This window comes from Bradyrhizobium sp. SZCCHNRI1029 (genome assembly GCF_032487555.1).
GTDB lineage: Bacteria > Pseudomonadota > Alphaproteobacteria > Rhizobiales > Xanthobacteraceae > Bradyrhizobium.
On sequence record NZ_JAUEUK010000003.1, the window covers coordinates 476,379 to 495,516 of the forward strand.

The 19,138-nt window shown below is 66.6% G+C and carries 19 protein-coding genes and 1 tRNA gene; 3 read left to right on the forward strand and 17 right to left on the reverse strand.

The window, feature by feature from the left end:
• Positions 1–269 precede the first annotated feature (269 nt).
• The 9 genes from QW861_RS11355 to QW861_RS11395 all read right to left on the reverse strand — a co-directional run bounded on the left by QW861_RS11355 (position 270) and on the right by QW861_RS11395 (position 7,303).
• The gene (locus tag QW861_RS11355; RefSeq protein ID WP_315711467.1) at positions 270–1,151 is read right to left on the reverse strand and encodes an AraC family transcriptional regulator; all 882 of its coding nucleotides are present in this window, start codon (positions 1,149–1,151) and stop codon (positions 270–272) included.
• Positions 1,152–1,252: 101 nt separating this feature from the next.
• Positions 1,253–2,128, reverse strand: coding sequence for a class I SAM-dependent methyltransferase (locus QW861_RS11360; protein WP_316175211.1), 876 nt, complete (start codon positions 2,126–2,128; stop codon positions 1,253–1,255).
• A gap of 184 nt (positions 2,129–2,312) precedes the next feature.
• Positions 2,313–2,390: transfer RNA gene (locus QW861_RS11365), tRNA-Pro, on the reverse strand.
• A 204-nt stretch (positions 2,391–2,594) separates the two neighbouring features.
• Positions 2,595–3,158, reverse strand: coding sequence for a MerR family transcriptional regulator (locus QW861_RS11370; RefSeq protein ID WP_315752911.1), 564 nt, complete (start codon positions 3,156–3,158; stop codon positions 2,595–2,597).
• A 136-nt stretch (positions 3,159–3,294) separates the two neighbouring features.
• Positions 3,295–3,651 (reverse strand): integration host factor subunit alpha, encoded by a 357-nt coding sequence (locus QW861_RS11375; RefSeq protein WP_315711462.1) that lies wholly within the window; start codon positions 3,649–3,651, stop codon positions 3,295–3,297.
• A 132-nt stretch (positions 3,652–3,783) separates the two neighbouring features.
• Positions 3,784–4,758, reverse strand: a complete 975-nt coding sequence (locus tag QW861_RS11380; RefSeq protein WP_315711459.1) for a beta-ketoacyl-ACP synthase III — start codon at positions 4,756–4,758, stop codon at positions 3,784–3,786.
• Positions 4,755–5,816 (reverse strand): phosphate acyltransferase PlsX, encoded by a 1,062-nt coding sequence (gene plsX, locus QW861_RS11385; protein WP_315752912.1) that lies wholly within the window; start codon positions 5,814–5,816, stop codon positions 4,755–4,757. The genes QW861_RS11380 and plsX overlap by 4 nt, the downstream gene beginning before the upstream one ends.
• A gap of 319 nt (positions 5,817–6,135) precedes the next feature.
• The gene (locus QW861_RS11390; RefSeq protein WP_315827201.1) at positions 6,136–6,762 is read right to left on the reverse strand and encodes a DUF177 domain-containing protein; all 627 of its coding nucleotides are present in this window, start codon (positions 6,760–6,762) and stop codon (positions 6,136–6,138) included.
• 4 nt (positions 6,763–6,766) lie between these two features.
• A complete protein-coding gene (locus QW861_RS11395; protein WP_315711454.1) occupies positions 6,767–7,303 on the reverse strand; it encodes a ubiquinol-cytochrome C chaperone family protein in 537 nt (178 codons plus the stop codon).
• Positions 7,304–7,432: 129 nt separating this feature from the next.
• Between QW861_RS11395 and QW861_RS11400 the strand changes: the two genes are divergently transcribed.
• From QW861_RS11400 to QW861_RS11410, 3 genes are all read left to right on the forward strand, one after another.
• Positions 7,433–7,894 carry an outer membrane protein assembly factor BamE gene (locus tag QW861_RS11400; protein WP_315711452.1) on the forward strand — a complete coding sequence of 154 codons (462 nt, stop codon included), beginning with the start codon at positions 7,433–7,435 and terminating at the stop codon, positions 7,892–7,894.
• Between the two features lie 156 nt (positions 7,895–8,050).
• Positions 8,051–9,058, forward strand: coding sequence for a tripartite tricarboxylate transporter substrate binding protein (locus QW861_RS11405; RefSeq protein ID WP_316193071.1), 1,008 nt, complete (start codon positions 8,051–8,053; stop codon positions 9,056–9,058).
• Positions 9,059–9,277: 219 nt separating this feature from the next.
• A complete protein-coding gene (locus QW861_RS11410; RefSeq protein WP_316193072.1) occupies positions 9,278–10,360 on the forward strand; it encodes a DUF2336 domain-containing protein in 1,083 nt (360 codons plus the stop codon).
• An 85-nt stretch (positions 10,361–10,445) separates the two neighbouring features.
• Here the strand turns inward: QW861_RS11410 and QW861_RS11415 are convergent, their stop codons facing one another.
• From QW861_RS11415 to glyA, 8 genes are all read right to left on the reverse strand, one after another.
• Positions 10,446–12,566, reverse strand: coding sequence for a sodium-translocating pyrophosphatase (locus tag QW861_RS11415; protein ID WP_316175204.1), 2,121 nt, complete (start codon positions 12,564–12,566; stop codon positions 10,446–10,448).
• 201 nt (positions 12,567–12,767) lie between these two features.
• Positions 12,768–13,760 (reverse strand): thiamine-phosphate kinase, encoded by a 993-nt coding sequence (gene thiL / locus QW861_RS11420; RefSeq protein ID WP_316191343.1) that lies wholly within the window; start codon positions 13,758–13,760, stop codon positions 12,768–12,770.
• Between the two features lie 187 nt (positions 13,761–13,947).
• A complete protein-coding gene (nusB, locus tag QW861_RS11425; protein ID WP_315711446.1) occupies positions 13,948–14,454 on the reverse strand; it encodes a transcription antitermination factor NusB in 507 nt (168 codons plus the stop codon).
• A gap of 1 nt (position 14,455) precedes the next feature.
• Positions 14,456–14,947, reverse strand: coding sequence for a 6,7-dimethyl-8-ribityllumazine synthase (gene ribH, locus QW861_RS11430; protein ID WP_316193073.1), 492 nt, complete (start codon positions 14,945–14,947; stop codon positions 14,456–14,458).
• Between the two features lie 182 nt (positions 14,948–15,129).
• Positions 15,130–15,738, reverse strand: coding sequence for a riboflavin synthase (locus QW861_RS11435; RefSeq protein WP_316193074.1), 609 nt, complete (start codon positions 15,736–15,738; stop codon positions 15,130–15,132).
• Positions 15,738–16,889, reverse strand: coding sequence for a bifunctional diaminohydroxyphosphoribosylaminopyrimidine deaminase/5-amino-6-(5-phosphoribosylamino)uracil reductase RibD (ribD, locus tag QW861_RS11440; protein ID WP_316193075.1), 1,152 nt, complete (start codon positions 16,887–16,889; stop codon positions 15,738–15,740). The genes QW861_RS11435 and ribD overlap by 1 nt, the downstream gene beginning before the upstream one ends.
• On the reverse strand, positions 16,886–17,371 hold the full coding sequence (nrdR, locus tag QW861_RS11445; RefSeq protein ID WP_006612773.1) for a transcriptional regulator NrdR: 486 nt from the start codon (positions 17,369–17,371) through the stop codon (positions 16,886–16,888). Before nrdR ends, ribD begins: the two co-directional genes overlap by 4 nt.
• Positions 17,372–17,385: 14 nt before the next feature.
• Positions 17,386–18,690 (reverse strand): serine hydroxymethyltransferase, encoded by a 1,305-nt coding sequence (gene glyA / locus QW861_RS11450; protein WP_316193076.1) that lies wholly within the window; start codon positions 18,688–18,690, stop codon positions 17,386–17,388.
• Positions 18,691–19,138 lie beyond the last annotated feature (448 nt).

A 19,138-nucleotide genomic window follows, 5' to 3' on the forward strand; every position in this document is an offset into this window, starting at 1 on the left:
CGATGTCAGTTTGAAATTTCCTGGAACCGGCTCCATAACGAGCCGAACACAGGTTTGGTGCGCGCGTGCGCGCAAAGGTTCAATGTCAGGGTGTGGGGCCTCAATTGAGCTGCTCGATCGTTAACGGACATGGCCGATCGCGGTTCCCGAACGGAACTGGAACCGCTCCAACGTAGGCCCCTCTCCCCCTCAGAGCCGCCTTCTGCGGGGCTCGAAGGTTGAGAAGGCTCCTGGCTGCAAGTTTTTAGGATGGATCCGGCCGTCAGGCGCTATTTCAGCGGCAGGAACAGGTCCGCAGCCATCTCGTGCTCGGGAACCTCCGGGAAGAAGTTCAACCGCTGGCAATAGATCGGGAAGTCACGCGCCTCCTCGCCGCTGGCCGGAAGCCAGTCGCGATAGAGGAACAGCGCGGCCGGCTCCAGATTGTGGGTGTTGCCGACGACGCGCAGCACCGCGCAGCGTCCGCCGGGGATCACGCCGGCCCTGATTGTCGCGTCCTGCGTTTCGACCGGCTGGTCGGTCCCGACACAAAGGTCCACGCTGTAGTCGGCAGGCGAGGCCGGGCGACGCTCGGAGCGCCAGACCGTGAAGGTTGGATTGGTTCGGGGATGCAGGCCGGCGGCCTTGCGCCAGGCGATGAAGCGCTGGATCGTGGCGCCGAGCGTGGCCGGGTCGCCGCGATGCTCCATGATCGCCACCGGCGTGGTCGGCACCTCGCGAATCGTCACGTCGTCAGGGGTATAGGTCGTCCGCATCAGCTTGCTCCTTGCGTCGTCGAGAGGCCCGAAGGCCGCAAGCCACGGCTCCCAGTCGGGAGATTTCCGGAACGATGACGGCGATTGCCCGAACCGTTGCCGAAAGGCGCGGGCAAAGGCGTCCGGCGCGTCGTAGCCGGCCTCCATCGCGACCTCGGTGACGCTTTGGGCATCGCTGTAGGCCAGCTGATAGGACGCCCGCTTCATGCGGGCGAGCTGGATGTAGCGATTCACGGACAGACCGAAGGTCGCCGTGAACTGCCGGTGGAAATGATATTTCGAGTAGGCCGCGATGCTGCTCAGCGCGTCCAGATCGAGATCATCCTCCAGATGCCGGTCGATATGATCCAGCACCCGCTGCATCCGCGCATGGTAGTTTCGCAGCGCCGCCTTCATCGTTCCGTGCTCCGTGGCGGCTTCAGCTAAGCGCAGGCGGACATGACGCGCTCGACCGATCTTGCGGCTTTGTCACGGGGCTCAGTGATCAAGACCGACTTTCACGGATCGACGGCCGTCACGGTCCAGAACGAAGCGGGCACCATGACGCCCGGGCCTTTGGCGTAGCGCGCCAACGCCTTCCTCACGGCGGCGGTCGCGGCCTCCACCGCCTCGGACGGCTGCCCGGCCACGGCACGGCCGGCGGGCCCGATCGCGAGCGCCGTCTGCACCGCGCTGTCGAGGCCGGCGCCCGCGCCGAAGTCGAGCGCGATGTCGTGACGCTCCAGCCGGATGCGCCGCAGCCCGGCATCGGTCGTCACCTTCTCCATCCACTCGGGAGCACCGAACGCGAAATCGTCCGGCGCGTGCGGCGGCAAGCCCGGCAGCTTCGGCACGTGGTCATAGGCCGCCTGCAGCGGCTCCAGCGCCCACGGGTTGTCGCGCAGCTCGCCCCAGCAGGCGAACGCGACGCGCCCCTCCGAATGCAACGCATTGCGGATGTTGAGCACGGCGCGCACCGGATTGGCGAAGTACATGACGCCGAGGCGCGAGATCACGAGATCGGCGCTCGCGGCCTTGAAGTGGTGCACCATGGCGTCGCCTTGCACGAAGCTCACCGGCGCATCGGCAGGGGCGAGCTCGTGGGCCGCGGTCAGCATGGCTGCGGACACGTCGAGGCCGAGCACGCTGCCGCCGGGGCCGACCTTCTCGGCCGCCGCGATCAAGGTCGCCCCGCAACCGCAGCCGATGTCGAGCACCCGTTCGTCCGCCTGAATTGCCGCGCGCTCCAGCAGCGCCTCCTGCACCGGCGCCAGCAGCGCATCGATCTCGGCGCGGCGAGCGACCCAGCGCCCGCCGCCCGCACCGTTCCAGAAGGCGATCTGCTCGGCGTTCTCGAAATGCCCAAAGGAGATGTCGGCGACGGCGGCGTCCATGACGGAAGTCTCGGCAACAAAGTTCACAAATGAAACGAGCCGGCTCGACAGCGTCCAGCGGCGCCCAGTTCGGGGAGTTTAGGGGGCGGTCTGCGGCTTGAAAAGCCAATCTCACGGACGAAGCGGTCGCGGCAGCTGCGCGCAAAACGCATCGGCCGATGTCAAATTTAGCGATTTGAGAAAATGGTCGGAGCGGCGGGATTCGAACCCACGACCCCTAGTCCCCCAGACTAGTGCGCTAACCGGGCTGCGCCACGCTCCGATGGCCGTTCCTCTAGCCGTGATCGGGGCGGGATGCAAGGCACGGCGGAAGGGTTTCATGGCGTGATCGGATGGAGCGGAGATCGTCGCCCTCCGCCCCCTTCCAGAACGGTGGAGGCTGCACAGCCGACTCGCGGCGCTCGGCGCGGCTCAATGCGGCGGACACCCGCCGTCATGCCGGCGCGTTCTGACGGCAACCCCGCCCTCAGACTTCCCTCATCGCCCGGTCGAGCAGCGCGCGGCAGTCGACCAGCTCCTTGAGCACGCCCTGGAGCTTCTCCCGCTCCTCCGGCTTCATGCCGGCGCGGGTCGGTGGGCCGACGCGGAAGGTGTCGAGGATGTCGTCCTCGGTGTCGACGAAGCGGAAGTCGATGCCCTCCTCGTCGGAAGCCTCCTCCTCCTCGTCCTCCGATTCGACCTCGGCCTCGCCGATCGGCTCCTCTTCCATCATCGCCTGGCCGAGCGTCTCCTCCATCGCGCCGAACGAGACCGCGGCGGAGCTGTCGGCCAATCCCTGGACCGATTTGACGCCGTGCTCCTTCAGGATGCGCTGCACACCCTTGATGGTGTAGCCTTCGCCATAGAGCAGACGCCGGATGCCCTTGAGCAGGTCGACGTCGTCGGGCCGGTAATAGCGCCGGCCGCCGCTCCGCTTCATCGGCTTGATCTGGGCGAACCGGGTCTCCCAAAACCGCAGCACGTGCTGCGGAATGTCGAGCTCCTGCGCGACCTCGCTGATCGTCCGAAACGCATCCGGCGCCTTGTCCAAATGCCCGTTCCCCTTCGACCGTGCTGACAAGAAAGTGGGAGACTACGCTGAAAAGATTGGACGAACTATACGCGGGACGAACGATACGCGTTCGACACGGGCCCTGCCGACATGCGGCGGGGCGACGGCCTCGGCCCTAATCCGGCTCGGCGCCGAACTCGGCGCTGGCCTCGCCGTTCATCTTGCCGCTGCCCTGCTGGCCGTTGATGCGCTGCTTCAGGATCGCGGACGGCTTGAACACCATGACCCGCCGCGGTGAGATCGGCACTTCCGTGCCGGTCTTGGGATTTCGTCCGATGCGCTGCCCCTTCTTGCGCACCATGAACGACCCGAAGGACGATAGCTTGACCGTCTCGCCGCGCTCGAGGCAGTCGGTGATCTCCTTCAAGACCAGCTCGACGAACGCAGACGACTCCGTCCGCGACAGCCCCACCTTCTGGTAGACTGCCTCGCAGAGATCGACGCGTGTGACTGTTTTTCCGGTTCCCGCCATCGCCTGCCCCAAACTCACGGCGAATAATTCGCTCCGGAAATTAAGAGGTTAAGCGGCGGTGGTCAACAGTAGCGTGAATAGAAGTACAGGCCTTAGTGCCAATCTCAGGCGTAATCCCGCCGCGCGGCAGGCTCACCAGCGCACCAAAGCCGAGCCCCAGGTAAAGCCGCCGCCCATCGCCTCCAGCAAGACCACGTCGCCCTTCTTGATGCGGCCGTCCTTGACGGCCACGTCGAGCGCCAGCGGGATCGAGGCAGCGGAGGTATTTCCATGCCGATCGACCGTCAATACCACCTTCTCCGGCGCGATGTGCAGCTTGTGCGCCGAAGCGTCGATGATTCGCTTGTTGGCCTGGTGCGGCACGAACCAGTCGATGGTCTCGGCCGACAGGCCGGTGGCATCGAAGGCGTCGACGATCACGTCGGTGATCATGCCGACGGCGTGCTTGAACACCTCGCGGCCTTCCATCCTCAGATGCCCGACGGTCTGGGTCGAGGACGGACCGCCGTCGACATAGAGCTTGGCCTTGTGACGGCCGTCGGAGCGCAGATGCGTGGTCAATACGCCGCGATCGGCTGCCGTGCCGCCCTGCTCCTGAGCGTCCAGGATCAGCGCTCCGGCGCCGTCGCCGAACAGCACGCAGGTGGTGCGGTCGTTCCAGTCGAGGATGCGCGAGAAGGTCTCGGCGCCGATCACCAGCGCGCGCTTGAACGAGCGGCTGCGCAGGAAATTGTCCGCGGTCGCGAGCGCATAGACGAAGCCCGAGCACACCGCCTGCAGGTCGAACGCCGCGCCATGATGGATGCCGAGGCCGTTCTGCACGGCCACTGCAGTCGCCGGAAAGGTGTTGTCCGGGGTCGAGGTGCCCAAGACGATCAGATCGATCGACTGCGGATCGACGTCGGCCGCGGCCAACGCGGCACGAGCCGCGTTGATCGCCAGATGCGAGGTGAACTCGCCGTCGGCTGCGACGTGGCGCTCACGGATGCCGGTGCGCTGCACGATCCACTCGTCCGAGGTCTCGATGCGGCTTGCCAGCTCGGCATTGGTCACGACCCGCTGCGGGAGGTACGAGCCACAGCCGAGCACGACCGAACGAATTGTCACGAGACAGCCTCCTGGGCGACGGGTTCGGACGCTGGCGCGCCGCCGTCGGGATTGAGTGTTTGATTGATCTTGGTCAGGAGATCGTAGCGGGCCATCTCATAGCCAACCCTGACCGCCGAGGCAAAGCCCTCGGCATCGGTTCCGCCGTGGCTCTTGACCACCATGCCCTTGAGGCCGAGCACCACGCTGCCGTTGGATTTGCGCGGGTCGAGCCGGGCCCGCAAAGCGGCGAAGGCGCCGCGGGCCAACAGATAGCCGATCCGGGCAAGCCAGCTCGCCTGGATCGCGCCGCGCAGGAAATCCGTGACCTGGCGGACGGTGCCCTCGGCCGTCTTCAAGGCGATGTTGCCACTGAAGCCTTCGGTCACGACCACGTCGGCGGCACCCTTCCCGATGCCGTCGCCCTCGACGAAGCCGATATAGTCGAGCTGCGGCAGGTTCATCGCGCGCAGCTGCTCGGCCGCCTCGCGGATCTCCTCGTGGCCCTTGATCTCCTCGACACCGATGTTGAGAAGGCCGACGGTCGGCCTCGGCTTGTTGAACAGCACGCTCGCCAGCGCGCCGCCCATCACGGCCAGCGCGACCAGGTGGTGGGCATCGCCGCCGATCGTTGCCCCGAGGTCGAGCACCACCGATTCGCCGCGCGCAGTCGGCCAGATCGCGGCCAGAGCCGGCCGGTCGATCCCGTCCAGCGTGCGCAGGCAGAAGCGCGCCATCGCCACCAGCGCGCCGGTGTTGCCGGCGGATACGGCGACGTCGGCCTCCCCCTTCTTGACCGCCTCGAGCGCGAGCCACATCGACGAGGTCTTGCGGCCGCGCCGGAGCGCCTGGCTCGGCTTGTCCTCCATGCTGACGGCGACATCGGTGTGAATGACGCGCGAGACCGCCTTCAGCCGCGGATGCCGGTCGAGCTCGGGAACGATCTTGGCACTGTCGCCGAACAGCAGAAACTCCGCATCCGGATGGCGGCTCAGCGCGATCGCGGCACCGGGGATGACGACGGCCGCGCCGAAATCCCCGCCCATGGCGTCCAGCGCGATTCGAACCTTTTGAGGCATGACGTCCCGGAAACCTGATCTCGAGCTTTGTCTCGTCTTGGCCTTGACTTGGTTGGCCGTGTTTGGCGGTCGTTCAGAGGCATTGCGCGGCCGGTGGACGGGCCAGAGGCCGTCCGGGCCTTTTCGTCGCACCCCGACCCGGGCGCGACAATAGCGTCTCTCCGTGTCGAAACAACCTCCCGGGAGCGATGCATTTTGCAACCGCCGCGCCGGGCCGCGGCCGGCAGGGACCCGCCTTTGCCATCGAAATCAGCAGCTTGAGAGGATTTCGAGAGGCTTTGTGACAGGATCGATCGTTTCCGGCCTGCCCAACGGCGCGTCAATCCTCACCCGTTTTCTTCGCTTTGACCGCGCCCGGCCCGGCGGCATCTGCCGATTTCAGCGCCTTCAGCGCCGCGAAGGGATGGTCCTCCGGCTCGGCGGCCGCAGCCACCGGCTGCTCGAACACGGCGCCCGGCTTGCGCGGATAGGGATCGATCCCCAGGAGCAGCGCGTCGGCGGCGAGCCGGCCGAGATCGATCTGCCCGCCGATGATCGGCTCCGGCGGATCGGCCGTCTCCACCTCGCTGTTGGGATCGTCCTCGACCAGATCGGCAAGCTCCGGAATCTGCTCCGGCGGGGCGAACATCTGGTCGATCGGCTCGTCGATCTCGATCTCGATCGGATCCAGCGTGACGACGCAGGTCTGACCGATCCGGGCCTGCACACGGCCCTCGACATGCACCTTGCCGTCCCGCTTCTGGACGACGTCGAACGAGGCATGGGCCGAGATGACCTCGCGCAGATCGGCAATCGCGGCGAGCGCGTTGCGCGTGGCCTCGTCGGCCTCGATCTCGCGATGCAGGCCGGCATCCGGAATCTGCGCCACGATCACCGGCGGTGCCCGCCAGGGGTCCTTGGAAGGGTCTCGCGCCGTTTCGCGCGAGGTGTCTCTGTCTCTGGTCATGTCGCTAGTCCTGCTGAACCGGCCGCGGGAAGCTCCAGCCGGCGCCGAGCAGCCTGTTGTCGTCGAGAGCGGCGAGGTGCGCGGCCACCCGCGCCGCATAGGCGGCAAGTCCGGCCGCGCTGTCCGGATGCTCCCCGTTCAAGATATTCTTCTGCAATGCGTCCGCCAGCCGGGCCTCGCTCTCGGACCAGGCAAGGTCATAGGCGGCGGTGCGGCCATAGAACGCCTCGCCGAACTTCTGCATCCGCTTGGGCACGGTGAGATCCCCCACCCCCATCTCGCGCAGATTGTCGTCCATGTCGTCGCAGAACCGGTCGAACAGCGCCTGCGACAGGTCCGATCCCACCCCGCGCAGCCGCCGCAGCACCAGCCAGAGGTGCAGAATCAGCAGATCGAACCGCCCATCGACCGTGTCAGGGACATTCAAGTGTCTATAAAACAACGGGTCTCGGGTTTGTGCCACGATCGTGCCATAGATCGGCTCGATGGTCCCGCGCGGGGACGGTCGGGATTTCCTGAGATGGTTGAATGGCCAGAGCATGACGGTTCCGCGGTCGAGTTTCCCTGACCCTGTTCAGGGGCATGTTGCAATCCGCAAGTTTGCCCGGTACGTCAACGCCCTGCCCGACGCAAGGGGACGGGATCCGATCTGAAGAAGATGACCCAGACAATGCGAACGACTGCCCGCCTGCTCTCCCGTGGCCTGAGCTCCCGTCTGCGCACCCTTGGTGCGATCGCGCTGACCTGCCTGGCGCTCGGCGCCTGCACCGGCGAGCAGTTCCAGAAGGGCTACATCATGCCGCCGGGCGCGCTGGAGCAGATCCCGATCGGCGCCAGCCAGGACCAGGTGCTGATCGTGATGGGCACGCCCTCGACGGTGGCGACGCTCGACGGCGAGGTGTTCTACTACATCTCCCAGCGGGCCGAGCGCCCGGTTGCCTTCATGAACCAGAAGGTGGTCGATCAGCGCGTCATTGCGATCTATTTCGACAAGAACCGCCAGGTCCGCCGCCTCGCCAATTACGGCATGAAGGACGGCAAGATCTTCGACTTCGTCAGCCGCACGACGCCGACCTCCGGCCAGGAGCTCAGCTACCTGACGCCGCTGTTCAAGCTGCTCAGCTTCAACTGATCCGGGCCCGATCGCCGCGGTCCGGAATATGTTTCCGGGTGACGGCACAAAGCCGGTGAACTGCGCTGATTGGCGCAGCTCGTGCGCCATTCGCCTGCTTGCTCTGGCGCCGCAATCTTCCCTACCCTGCCGCAAAACACAGGCAGGGAGGAATCATTGGCTCTTCGTATCGCGCTGTCGCGCCGCAATCTGCTGTCCGGAGCCGCCGCGCTGTCCACAGCCGCCATCCTGCCGCGCGCGAGTCTCGCCGACTGGCGTCCGACCGAGGCGGTCAAGCTGATCGTGCCCGCCGCGCCCGGCGGCAGCACCGATGTGATGGGACGCTTGCTGGCCGCGCATCTTCAGACGGCGTGGGGACAATCGGCGGTGGTCGAGAATCGCTCCGGCGGCGGCGGCACGATCGGCGCCGCCGAGGTCGCGCGCAACACCAAGGGCGACGGCCATACGGTCCTGATCGGCAACCCCGGTCCCAACGCGATCGCCTATTCGATCTTCCGCAACCTCGCCTACAAGCCGGATCAGTTGCAGGCGGTCTCCAACATGATCCGCATCCCCAACATCGTCTCGGCGCATCCCTCGACCGGCCTCAAGTCGATCCCGGAGCTGATCGCTTTTCTGAAGGCCAATCCCGACAAGCTGAACTACGCCTCGTCCGGCGTCGGCCAGAGCCCGCATCTGACCGGCGCCTGGTTCCTGCAGCTCACCGGGCTGAAGATGACGCACATTCCGTTCCGCGGCGCCGGCCCGGCGCTGCAGGCCGCCCTCGCCGGCGACATTCAGATTCTGTTCGATAATCTGTTTCCATCGCTGCCGCAGGTGCAGGAGGGCAAGCTGACTGGCCTGTGCGTCACCACGCCGGAACGCAGCGCCAATGCGCCTGACCTGCCGACGATGCGCGAAAGCGCGCCGGAGCTGGCCAAGTTCGACGTCTCGTCCTGGTTCGGCGTATTCCTGCCCAAGGCCTGCCCGCCCGAGATCGTCAGCGCGCTCAACCTGCAGGTCAAGGCGATGCTGGAGCGCGAGGACATCCGCAAGAATATCGCCGCGATGGGCGCGCGGGCCGATTACGGCACGCCGCAGCAGTTCGGCGACTTCGTCCAAGCCGAGACAGCCAAATTCGCGTCGATCATCCAGAAGGAAGGCCTGCAGATGGACGTGAAATAGCCCTGGGCCCGGCGGCGCCGCGTCTCGGCGGAGCATTGGAATGGGGGGTCGTGGTGTAACGGCACCTTAAGCGGGATGATGCGATACGTGGCAGCCGCGTGTCTTTGATCTGGTTGCGAGATACCGTCGGCGGATGCCGGGCCGACAACCTCGCGTGGATGCGGTCCGATCATCGTCCGAGGGGCAGGCGTCGGCGTCGTCCATCGCGTGAGCCGTGCCTTGCCCAACAGCGTCCTCCATCAGCTCGAAGACATTCTCGCCAGCCGCTACGTCTCCCGGCGCGCCGAGATCCTGGAGCGCGTCACCGACCTGTTCGTGGTGGGCTCCGGCAAGTTCAACGAAGAACACGTCGATCTGTTCGACCACGTGCTGTCCAAGCTGCTCGACAATGTCGCCATTGCGGCGCGGGCGCAGCTGGGCAGCCGGCTCGCGGTCCTGCCTGATGCACCGCCGCGGCTGCTCCGGCTGCTCGCCAGCGACGAGACCATCGCGGTGGCCGGTCCCGTGCTGCGACAGAGCGACCGGCTCGACGACGAGACCCTGGTCGCGACCGCGCAGACCGGGGGCCAGGAGCATCTGCTTGCGATCTCCGACCGCAAGCTCCTCACCGAATCCGTCACCGACGTTCTGGTCGATCGCGGCAATCAGGCCGTCGTTTCGAACACCGCCAACAATGGCGGCGCGCGCTTCTCCGATCACGGCTTCTCCGGCCTGGTGACGAAGGCGTCCGACGATCCCGGCCTCGCCTTGAAACTCTGGAGTCGACCCGACAGCCCACGCGAGGTGCTGGTTCGGCTGTTCGTCGAAGCCTCCGACGCGGTGCGCAGCCAGCTCGCCAGCGCCGACGCGGCGCGGACCGAGATCGTCGAGCTCGCCGTGGCGCAGGCTTCGGATCATCTGCATGCCGCCGCGCGGACACGCTCGGCCGACTTCGTCACCGCCAGGGACTATGTCGAGCTGCTGCACGCGACCGGCCAGCTCCACGAGGCGCAACTGCACGGCTTCGCCAAGGAAGCCAGCTTCGACAAGGTCACGCTGGCGCTGTCATTGATGTGCAAGCTGCCGCTCGACGTGGTCGAGCGCGCCTTCGTGCGCAACCAGCCGGACCAGCTCCTGGTGCTCGCCAAGGCGCTCGACTTGTCCTGGGTCACGACGACGACGCTGCTGTTCATGCAGGCGAGCGCCAGCGGCAGCGCACGCCCACAGCTCGACCAGCATCTGGCGAGCTTCTCGCAGCTGCAGCCGCGCATGGCGCAGAGCACGTTGCAGAGCTATCGGACGCGGCAGCGCGCGGCCGAGTAGCAAACAACCAAACAACACAGCCTCATGAAAAGACCCCGCGGCTCGCGCCGCGGGGTCTTCGCTCGTCAAGACGCGTCGGCGCGCCTCAATGCGCGAGGATCGCCAGCAGCAGCAGGGCCACGATGTTGGTGATCTTGATCATCGGGTTCACCGCGGGGCCCGCGGTGTCCTTGTAGGGATCGCCGACGGTGTCACCGGTGACCGCAGCCTTATGAGCATCGGAGCCCTTGCCGCCGAAATGGCCGTCCTCGATGTACTTCTTGGCGTTGTCCCAGGCGCCGCCGCCGGAGGTCATCGAGATCGCGACGAACAGGCCGGTGACGATGACGCCGAGCAGCATGGCGCCGACCGCCGAGAACGCCGCCGACTTGCCGGCCGCGCCACCGCCCGCGATCGCGTAGATCAGGAAGTAGACGACGATCGGCGACAGCACCGGCAGCAGCGAGGGAATGATCATCTCCTTGATCGCCGCCTTGGTCAGCAGGTCGACGGCCTTGCCGTAATCCGGCTTGTCGGTGCCCTGCATGATGCCGGGCTTCTCGCGGAACTGGCGGCGCACCTCCTCGACGATCGCGCCGGCGGCACGGCCGACTGCGGTCATGCCCATCGCGCCGAACAGATACGGCAGCAGGCCGCCGAACAGCAGACCGACCACGACATACGGGTTGTTCAGCGAGAAGTCCGGCTTGATCCCCGCGAAATAGGGATGGTGCGCCGAATCCGCGATGAAGAACTGCAGGTCCTGGTTATAGGCCGCGAACAGCACCAGGGCGCCGAGACCGGCGGAGCCGATCGCGTAGCCCTTGGTGACCGCCTTGGTGGTGTTGCCGACCGCGTCGAGCGCGTCGGTCGACTTGCGGACCTCCTTGGGCAGGCCGGCCATTTCGGCAATGCCGCCGGCGTTGTCCGTCACCGGGCCGAAGGCGTCGAGGGCGACGATCATGCCGGCCAGCGCCAGCATCGTCGTGGTGGCGATCGCGATGCCGAACAGGCCGGCGAGGCTGTAGGTGACCAGGATGCCGGCGATGATGACGATCGCGGGCAGCGCAGTCGACTCCATCGAGATGGCGAGGCCCTGGATCACATTGGTGCCGTGACCGGTGACCGAGGCGGCCGCGATCGACTTCACCGGGCGGAAGTCGGTGCCGGTGTAGTATTCGGTGATCCAGATGATCAGGCCGGTGACGACGAGGCCGACGACACCGCAGACGAACAGCGCCGTGCCCGTGTAGTCGACGCCCTCGAGCTTGCCGAAGCCGATCAGCCACCCGATCGCCAGCGCGACGCCGCCGAGCGAGAGCACGCCGGTCGCGATCAGGCCCTTGTACAGCGCGCCCATGATCGACTGGCTGGCGCCGAGCTTGACGAAGAAAGTGCCGGCGATCGAGGTGATGATGCAGATGCCGCCGATGGCGAGCGGCAGGGTCATCATGTTCGCCAGCAGCGACGACTTGGCGAAGAAGATGGCCGCCAGCACCATGGTGGCGACCGCGGTCACCGCGTAGGTCTCGAACAGGTCGGCGGCCATGCCGGCGCAGTCACCGACATTGTCGCCGACGTTGTCGGCGATGGTCGCGGGGTTGCGCGGATCGTCCTCCGGGATGCCGGCCTCGACCTTGCCGACGAGGTCACCGCCGACGTCGGCGCCCTTGGTGAAGATGCCGCCGCCGAGACGGGCGAAGATCGAGATCAGCGAGGCACCGAAGCCGAGCGCGACCAGCGCATCGATCACGGTGCGGCTGTCGGGCGCGAGCTTCATGAAGCCGGTGAGGATGCCGAAGTAGATGGTGACGCCGAGCAGCGCGAGACCGGCCACGAGCAGACCGGTGATGGCGCCGGCCTTGAAGGCGAGCTCGAGGCCGCCGGCGAGCGAGGTGATGGCCGCCTGTGCCGTGCGGACGTTGGCGCGCACCGACACGTTCATGCCGATGAAGCCGGCCGCGCCGGAGAGGATCGCGCCGATCGCAAAGCCGATCGCGACGAGCATGCCGAGGAAATACGCAAGGAGCACGAAGATCACGACGCCGACGATTCCGATCGTCGTATATTGGCGGCGAAGATAGGCCTGCGCGCCCTCACGCACCGCCGCCGCGATTTCCTGCATGCGCGCATTGCCGGCGTCCGCGCTGAGCACCGATTGTGTGGCCCAGATCGCATAGACGATCGACAGCGCTCCGCAGAGCACGATCACCCATAAAGCTGACATTTAGTTTCCTCGGCTCTTTGCTTGTTCTAACTACGTCACGCCGCGATGGTGCGACGCACGCCCCCTGTCAGGCCGCTCCGGGCGGAGCCGCCTCGAACATATGAAGCTTGCCAAAATCGCCATGATGACGCAACGCCGCGACGCCTGAACCGCTCCAAATTCAGACGCTTCTTTGGTCGCATTGTGCGGTGCAAATAGGTGTCAGAAGTGGCTGAAGGACAAGCGCGTCAGTGTGACGGGACGGCCCTGCCCGTCCAGGAAGCGCGGGGCTCGCGCCCCTTCGACGATGGCGCCGATGTCGGTGACGGCAACGCCCGCCGTCTCGGCTGCAGCACGGAACGCTGCGCATTGCGCTGCGGGAACAGTGCAGAGGATCTCGTAATCGTCGCCGCCGGAGATCATGCTTTCCAGCTGCGCGGCTCCGACAGCAAGCAGCTTCGCCGCTGCCGGCGATCGTGGAATGTCGGACAGCGCGATGTCGGCGCTCACGGAGGAAGCCGCGCAGAGCTTGGTCAGGTCGCCTGCGAGGCCATCAGAGACATCCATCGAGGCGGTCGCGCAGTCTCTCACGGCCGCGGCCAGTGCATTGCGCGGCTGCGGCGTGCGATAACGGCCGATCAGCATATCCCGCGCGGCGGCATCGTCGGCCAGCGCCGCGGCCTCGGCTGTGCCCGTCAGGATGCGCAGGCCGAGCAAAGCGTCGCCGATGGTCCCGGTCACCATCACCCGGTCGCCGGGGCGCGCGCCGAAGCGATGCACCATCCGGCCCCTGGGCACCCTCCCCCAAGTCGCGATCGAGATCATCACGGGACCGGGCGTCGACACGGTGTCGCCGCCGAGCAGCGGACAGCCGAACGCCGCCGCGTCCTCGCCGAGGCCACGCGCGAACTCCGACAGCCACGCGTCGTCCTTCTCGCGCAGCGCCAGCGTCAGGACGAAGCCGGCGGGCACCGCACCCTTGGCGGCGAGATCGGACAGGTTCACCCGCAGCGCCTTGCGCGCGATGGTGTCCGGGGGATCGTTGGCGAGATAATGGACGCCTTCGACGATAGCGTCGGTCTTGACGACGATGTCGTCACCATTGGCCGGAATGATCGCGGCATCGTCGACGAGGCCGAACGCGCCGGGGTCGGTCGCCAGCGGCTTGAAGTAGCGGGCGATCAGGGAATCTTCGCCGGAGGCGTCGTGGGTCACGCGATCGTCCCCCACACTCTGCTGTCATCGCCCGGTCGAGCCGGGCGATCCAGTACGCCGCGGCCTTTCCCTATCCCTTGAACGTCTCTGGAATACGGGATCACCCGCCGTCGCGGGTGATGACAGTCGAGGAAAGAGACTGGCATCGCGCCGGTTCGCAGCGATCGTGCTCCGGCGCCGCCCATCGCTACTTCGGCCCCATCTCGTCGGCGCGGTATTGCCGGGCGAGTTGCTCCAGCACGGCGTTGACCATGCCGGTCTCGTCCCGCTCGACGAAGGCATGGGCGATGTCGACATATTCGGACACGACGACCCGCGCTGGAATGTCCTTGCGCCGCTCCAGCTCATAGGCGCCGGCGCGCAGCACCGCGCGCAGGATCGCCTCGATCCGCTGCAGCGGCCAGCCGCGCTCCAGCGCCGTATCGAGCACCGGATCGATCTTGGTCTGGTCGCGCACCACGCCGGAGACGATGTCGCGGAAGAACGCAGCCTCGGCCGGCAGATACTGCTCGCCCTCGACCTCGTTGCCGAGCCAGTGGCTCTCGAACTCGGCCAGGACGTCGTTGATGCCGGCGCCTGCGATGTCCATCTGGTAGAGCGCCTGCACGGCGGCCAGACGGGCGGCGCCACGGCGGTTGGCCTTGCGGTCGCCGGCACGGACCGGGCCCTTGAATGGCTTGCTGCTCTCGGCCATGTCAGCCTCGCGCCAGACGGCGTTTGATGCGCAGCACGGCGAGCGCGGCGCGGGCGGCATCGCCGCCCTTGTTCATCTCGGAGACGCGGGCGCGCGCCCACGCCTGGTCCTCATTGTTGACGGTGAGGATGCCGTTGCCGAGCGGCAGGCCGCGCGCCACCGACAGATCCATCAGGGCTCGCGAGGATTCCTGCGACACGATCTCGAAATGGATTGTGTCGCCACGGATGACGCAGCCGAGCGCGATCGCCGCATCATAAGGCTTGCCGTTCTTGGCGGCAGCATCGAGCGCAATAGCAATAGTCGCCGGAATCTCCAACGAGCCGGTGACGGTGAGAACATCATAGCCCACGCCCGCCGCCTTCAGCTCGGCGGTGGCGCCCTCCAGCAGGGCGTCCTGAAGGTCGTCGTAGAAGCGGGCCTCGACGATCAGCGCCCGTGCGCCGGTGATGTCGGTCTGGTCTTTGAGCGGCGCGCGCCGTGCGTCTGCCATGGTTCTGTTTCCATTGTCTTCAGGTGCCTCGCCCCAAGGGAGCGGCCATCCGGCCGCGTCGCGAAGGGCGAGATGAAATCGGCCTCATGCTGCGAGACGACACATCGGCGCCTCCTCGCCATGAGGGCTGGCCTTGTAGGCGCGAGCGCCCGCAAAGCCAAGACGGAAAGCCTCCTTCGAGGCTACTTCATTTCCGTGAGGCGCGCGGCATAGCGCGCCATCAGGTCGACCTCGAGATTGACCTCGCTGCCGGCCTGCCAGGACGACAGCGTGGTGACCGACAGCGTATGTGGAATGATCAGCACCGAGAAGGCCAGTTCGTCGACGGTGTTGACCGTGAGCGAGACGCCGTCGAGGGTGACTGAGCCCTTGGTGGCGATGAAGCGCGCCAGATCCCGCGTTGTCTTGAAAACGAACCGCGCCATGTCCGGCAGGTCGTCCCGGCTGACGATGGTCGCAATGCCGTCGACATGGCCTGCGACGATGTGGCCGCCGAGCTCGTCGCCGATCTTCAGCGCCCGCTCCAGATTGAGCTTGGTGCCGACGCGCCAGTGCTTGGCGGTGGTCAGCGCCAGGGTCTCCGCGGCGGCATCGACCTCGAACCAGGTCTTTCCGTCGGCCACGCCTGACTGCACAACAGTGAGGCAGACGCCATTGTTGGCGATCGACGCGCCATCGGCGATGCCGGCCTGATCATAGTGGCAGGCAATGCGCAGCCGATGCAGCTTTCCTTCGGTCCGCGGCGTCAGGCTGACGATCTCGCCGATGTCGGTGACGATGCCTGTGAACATTAGGCGCGCTCGTAAATCGTAAGGTTGTCCTGATCGAGCGTTTCGCTAGCACGAACGCGATAGGCCGGCGACTGCGTGATTGCGGTCAGCGGCAATGCGTCCAGCGCAGCAATCCCGTCAGCTCCGATCTCGCCGGGGCCGCGCAGGAGCCAGATCTCATCGACCAGGCCGCTTGCCATGAAAGATGATGCGACGCGGCTGCCGCCTTCGATCATCAGACGCGTGACGCCGCGTTCCGCCAGCGCCTTGAGCACGGCCGGCGGCTCCAGCGCCGACGGGTCGGCCTGCGGCGGGACACGGATCACCTGCGCACCGGCGGCGCCCAGCCGGGTCGCGGTAGCCGGCTCGGCCACCTCGGACGCGACGAGCCAGAGCGGCGTCGTGCGCGCGGACTGCATCAATCGGCTCGCAGCCGGAAGGCGGAGCATCGGATCGAGCACGATCCGGACCGGCGAGCGCGCCTCCATGCCCGGCAGCCGGCAGGTCAGCAGCGGATCGTCGGCGATCGCGGTGCGCACCCCGATCAGGAGGGCGTCGCTCTGGGCCCGCAGCAGATGCACGCGGGTCCGCGCTGCCTCGCCGGTAATGGCCACCGGCTTGTTGCCGGCGGCTGCGATCTTGTCATCGGCGGAGACCGCGAGCTTCAGGATCACGTGCGGCCGTCCGTCGCGGATGCGGCGGAAATGGCCGGCATGATCACGCTTGGCGTCCGCCGAGCAGAGGCCGACCTCGACCTGAATGCCCGCGGCGCGCAGCTTCGCATGCCCCTGCCCTGCGACCTCGGGATTGGGGTCCTCGATCGCCGAGACGACGCGGTTGATTCCGGCGGCGATGACCGCGTCCACGCAAGGCGGCGACTTGCCGAAATGCGAGCACGGCTCGAGCGTCACGTAGAGGGTGGCGCCCTTGGCGGCCTCGCCGGCGCGCTTCAAGGCCTCGGGCTCGCCATGAGGGCGTCCACCGGGCTGGGTCCAGCCGCGGCCGACGATCACGCCGTCCTTGACCACGACGGCGCCGACGGCGGGATTGGGCCAAGTCCGCCCCAACCCACGACGGCCGAGCGACAGCGCGAGCTGCATGAAGCGGCGGTCGGCGTCCTTCTGCGCCTTCAGCTTCTCGCCGACCTGATCGACCAGAACCCGGAAGATCATTTGCGGACCGGCGCGAGGCGCGGTGCTTCGTCCTCGGCCGAGAGCTCGCCGAGCACGGCCTCGAAATCCTTGGCCTCGCGGAAATTGCGGTAGACCGAGGCGAAGCGGACATAGGCGACGTCGTCGAGATCGCGCAGATGCTCCATCACGATCTCGCCGATCGCCTCCGAGGACACCTCCGACTCGCCGCCGCTCTCGAGCTCGCGCACGATCGCCGACACCATCTTCTCGACCCGCTCCGGATCGACCGAGCGCTTGCGCAGCGAGATCTGCACCGAGCGCATCAGCTTGTCGCGGTCGAACGGCACGCGACGGCCGTTGCGCTTGATGACGGTCAGTTCGCGCAGCTGCACCCGCTCGAAGGTCGTGAAGCGGAAATTGCAGGTGACGCAGACCCGCCGCCGCCGGATCACCGAGGAATCCTCGGTGGGGCGGGAGTCCTTCACCTGCGTATCGAGGCTGTTGCAGCTCGGGCAGCGCATTGTGGCTTCAAGCCTTACTGGTAGATCGGAAACCGGTCGGTCAGCGCCTTCACCTTCTGCTTGACCGCGGCTTCGACCAGCGGCGCGCTGCCGTCCGGCGCCTGCGCGATCGCGTTCAACACCTCGGCGATCAGGCTGCCGACCTGCTGGAATTCGGCGACACCAAAGCCGCGGGTCGTTGCCGCCGGCGTGCCGAGCCGCAGGCCCGAGGTGACGAACGGCTTCTCGGGGTCGAACGGGATGCCGTTCTTGTTGCAGGTGATGCCGGCGCGGACCAGCGCCTTCTCCGAGATGTTGCCCTTCAGCCCCTTGGGCCGGAGGTCGACCAGCATCAAATGGTTGTCGGTGCCGCCGGAGACGATGTCGAAGCCGTGGGCGCGCAGCGATTCCGCCAGGGCCTTCGCGTTCTCGACGATGTTCTTCGCGTAAGTCTTGAACTCCGGCCGCAGCGCCTCGGCGAACGCCACCGCCTTGGCGGCGATCACGTGCATCAGCGGGCCGCCCTGCAGGCCCGGGAAGATCGCCGAGTTGAACTTCTTGGTGAACTGCTCGTCGTTCCACAGGATCAGGCCGCCGCGCGGGCCGCGCAGCGACTTGTGGGTCGTCGTCGTCGTGACGTGGGCATACGGCACCGGCGAGGCATGGACGCCGCCGGCGACGAGGCCGGCAAAGTGGGCCATGTCGACCAGCAGATAGGCGCCGACGTGGTCGGCGATCTCGCGGAAGCGCTTGAAGTCCCACGGGCGCGAATAGGCGCTGCCACCGGCGATGATCAGCTTCGGCTTCACTTCCTCAGCCTGCTTCGCCACCGCATCCATGTCGATCAGGTGGTCGTCGCGGCGCACGGTGTAATGCGCGGCCTTGAACCACTTGCCGGACATGTTGACCGGCGAGCCGTGGGTGAGATGGCCGCCGGCGGCGAGGTCGAGGCCCATGAAGGTGTCGCCGGGCTGCAGCAGCGCCAGGAATACGGCCTGGTTCATCTGGCTGCCGGAGTTCGGCTGGACGTTGGCGAAATTGGCGCCGAACAGCTTCTTGGCGCGGTCGATCGCGAGGTTCTCGGCGACGTCGACCCACTCGCAGCCGCCATAATAGCGCGCGCCCGGATACCCTTCCGCGTACTTGTTGGTCATCACCGAGCCCTGGGCCTCCAGGACCGCGCGGCTGACGATGTTCTCAGAGGCGATCAGCTCGATTTCGTGCCGTTGCCGACCGAGCTCACCCTTGATGGCGGCGGCGATCTCGGGATCGGCCTCGGCCAGGGTGGCGGAGAAGAAGGAATCGATGGACGAGGCGGGCTTGGCGCTGGAAGCGGTCATCGGCGGAATATCTCCACGTCCGCAAGGCCTTAGGTGGCCTGCGGTCGGTTCAGTGAAGGCGGTCGGAAAAGACCCCTGCCCTTACCATATGGGCGGCGGCAGGCCAAGGGACAGACCAAGCGGTTGCGGGTCAAACCGGATATTTGCGCCAGATATGGTGGACGAGGTCGGGGGCAAGCCATGCTCAAGCCAGGCGCCTATTCTGGCCCGTGCTTCGCGTCTGTTCGGTCCCTTCTGGGGCCAAACCGTCTCAACCATACTCCTCGTGGGCAGGCTCAGCTCACCGCACGCGACGGCCAAGAATCCGCGACGACCAAGAATCCCGCGATGACAATGACTCGGGACACCAAATGCATCGATCCCCCAAGAACAAACAACCCGCATGAAACCGGAAGGTCTCATCCAGGTTGTCGGGTATCATGAGGCAAGCGTCGCGCGAGCAAATTCG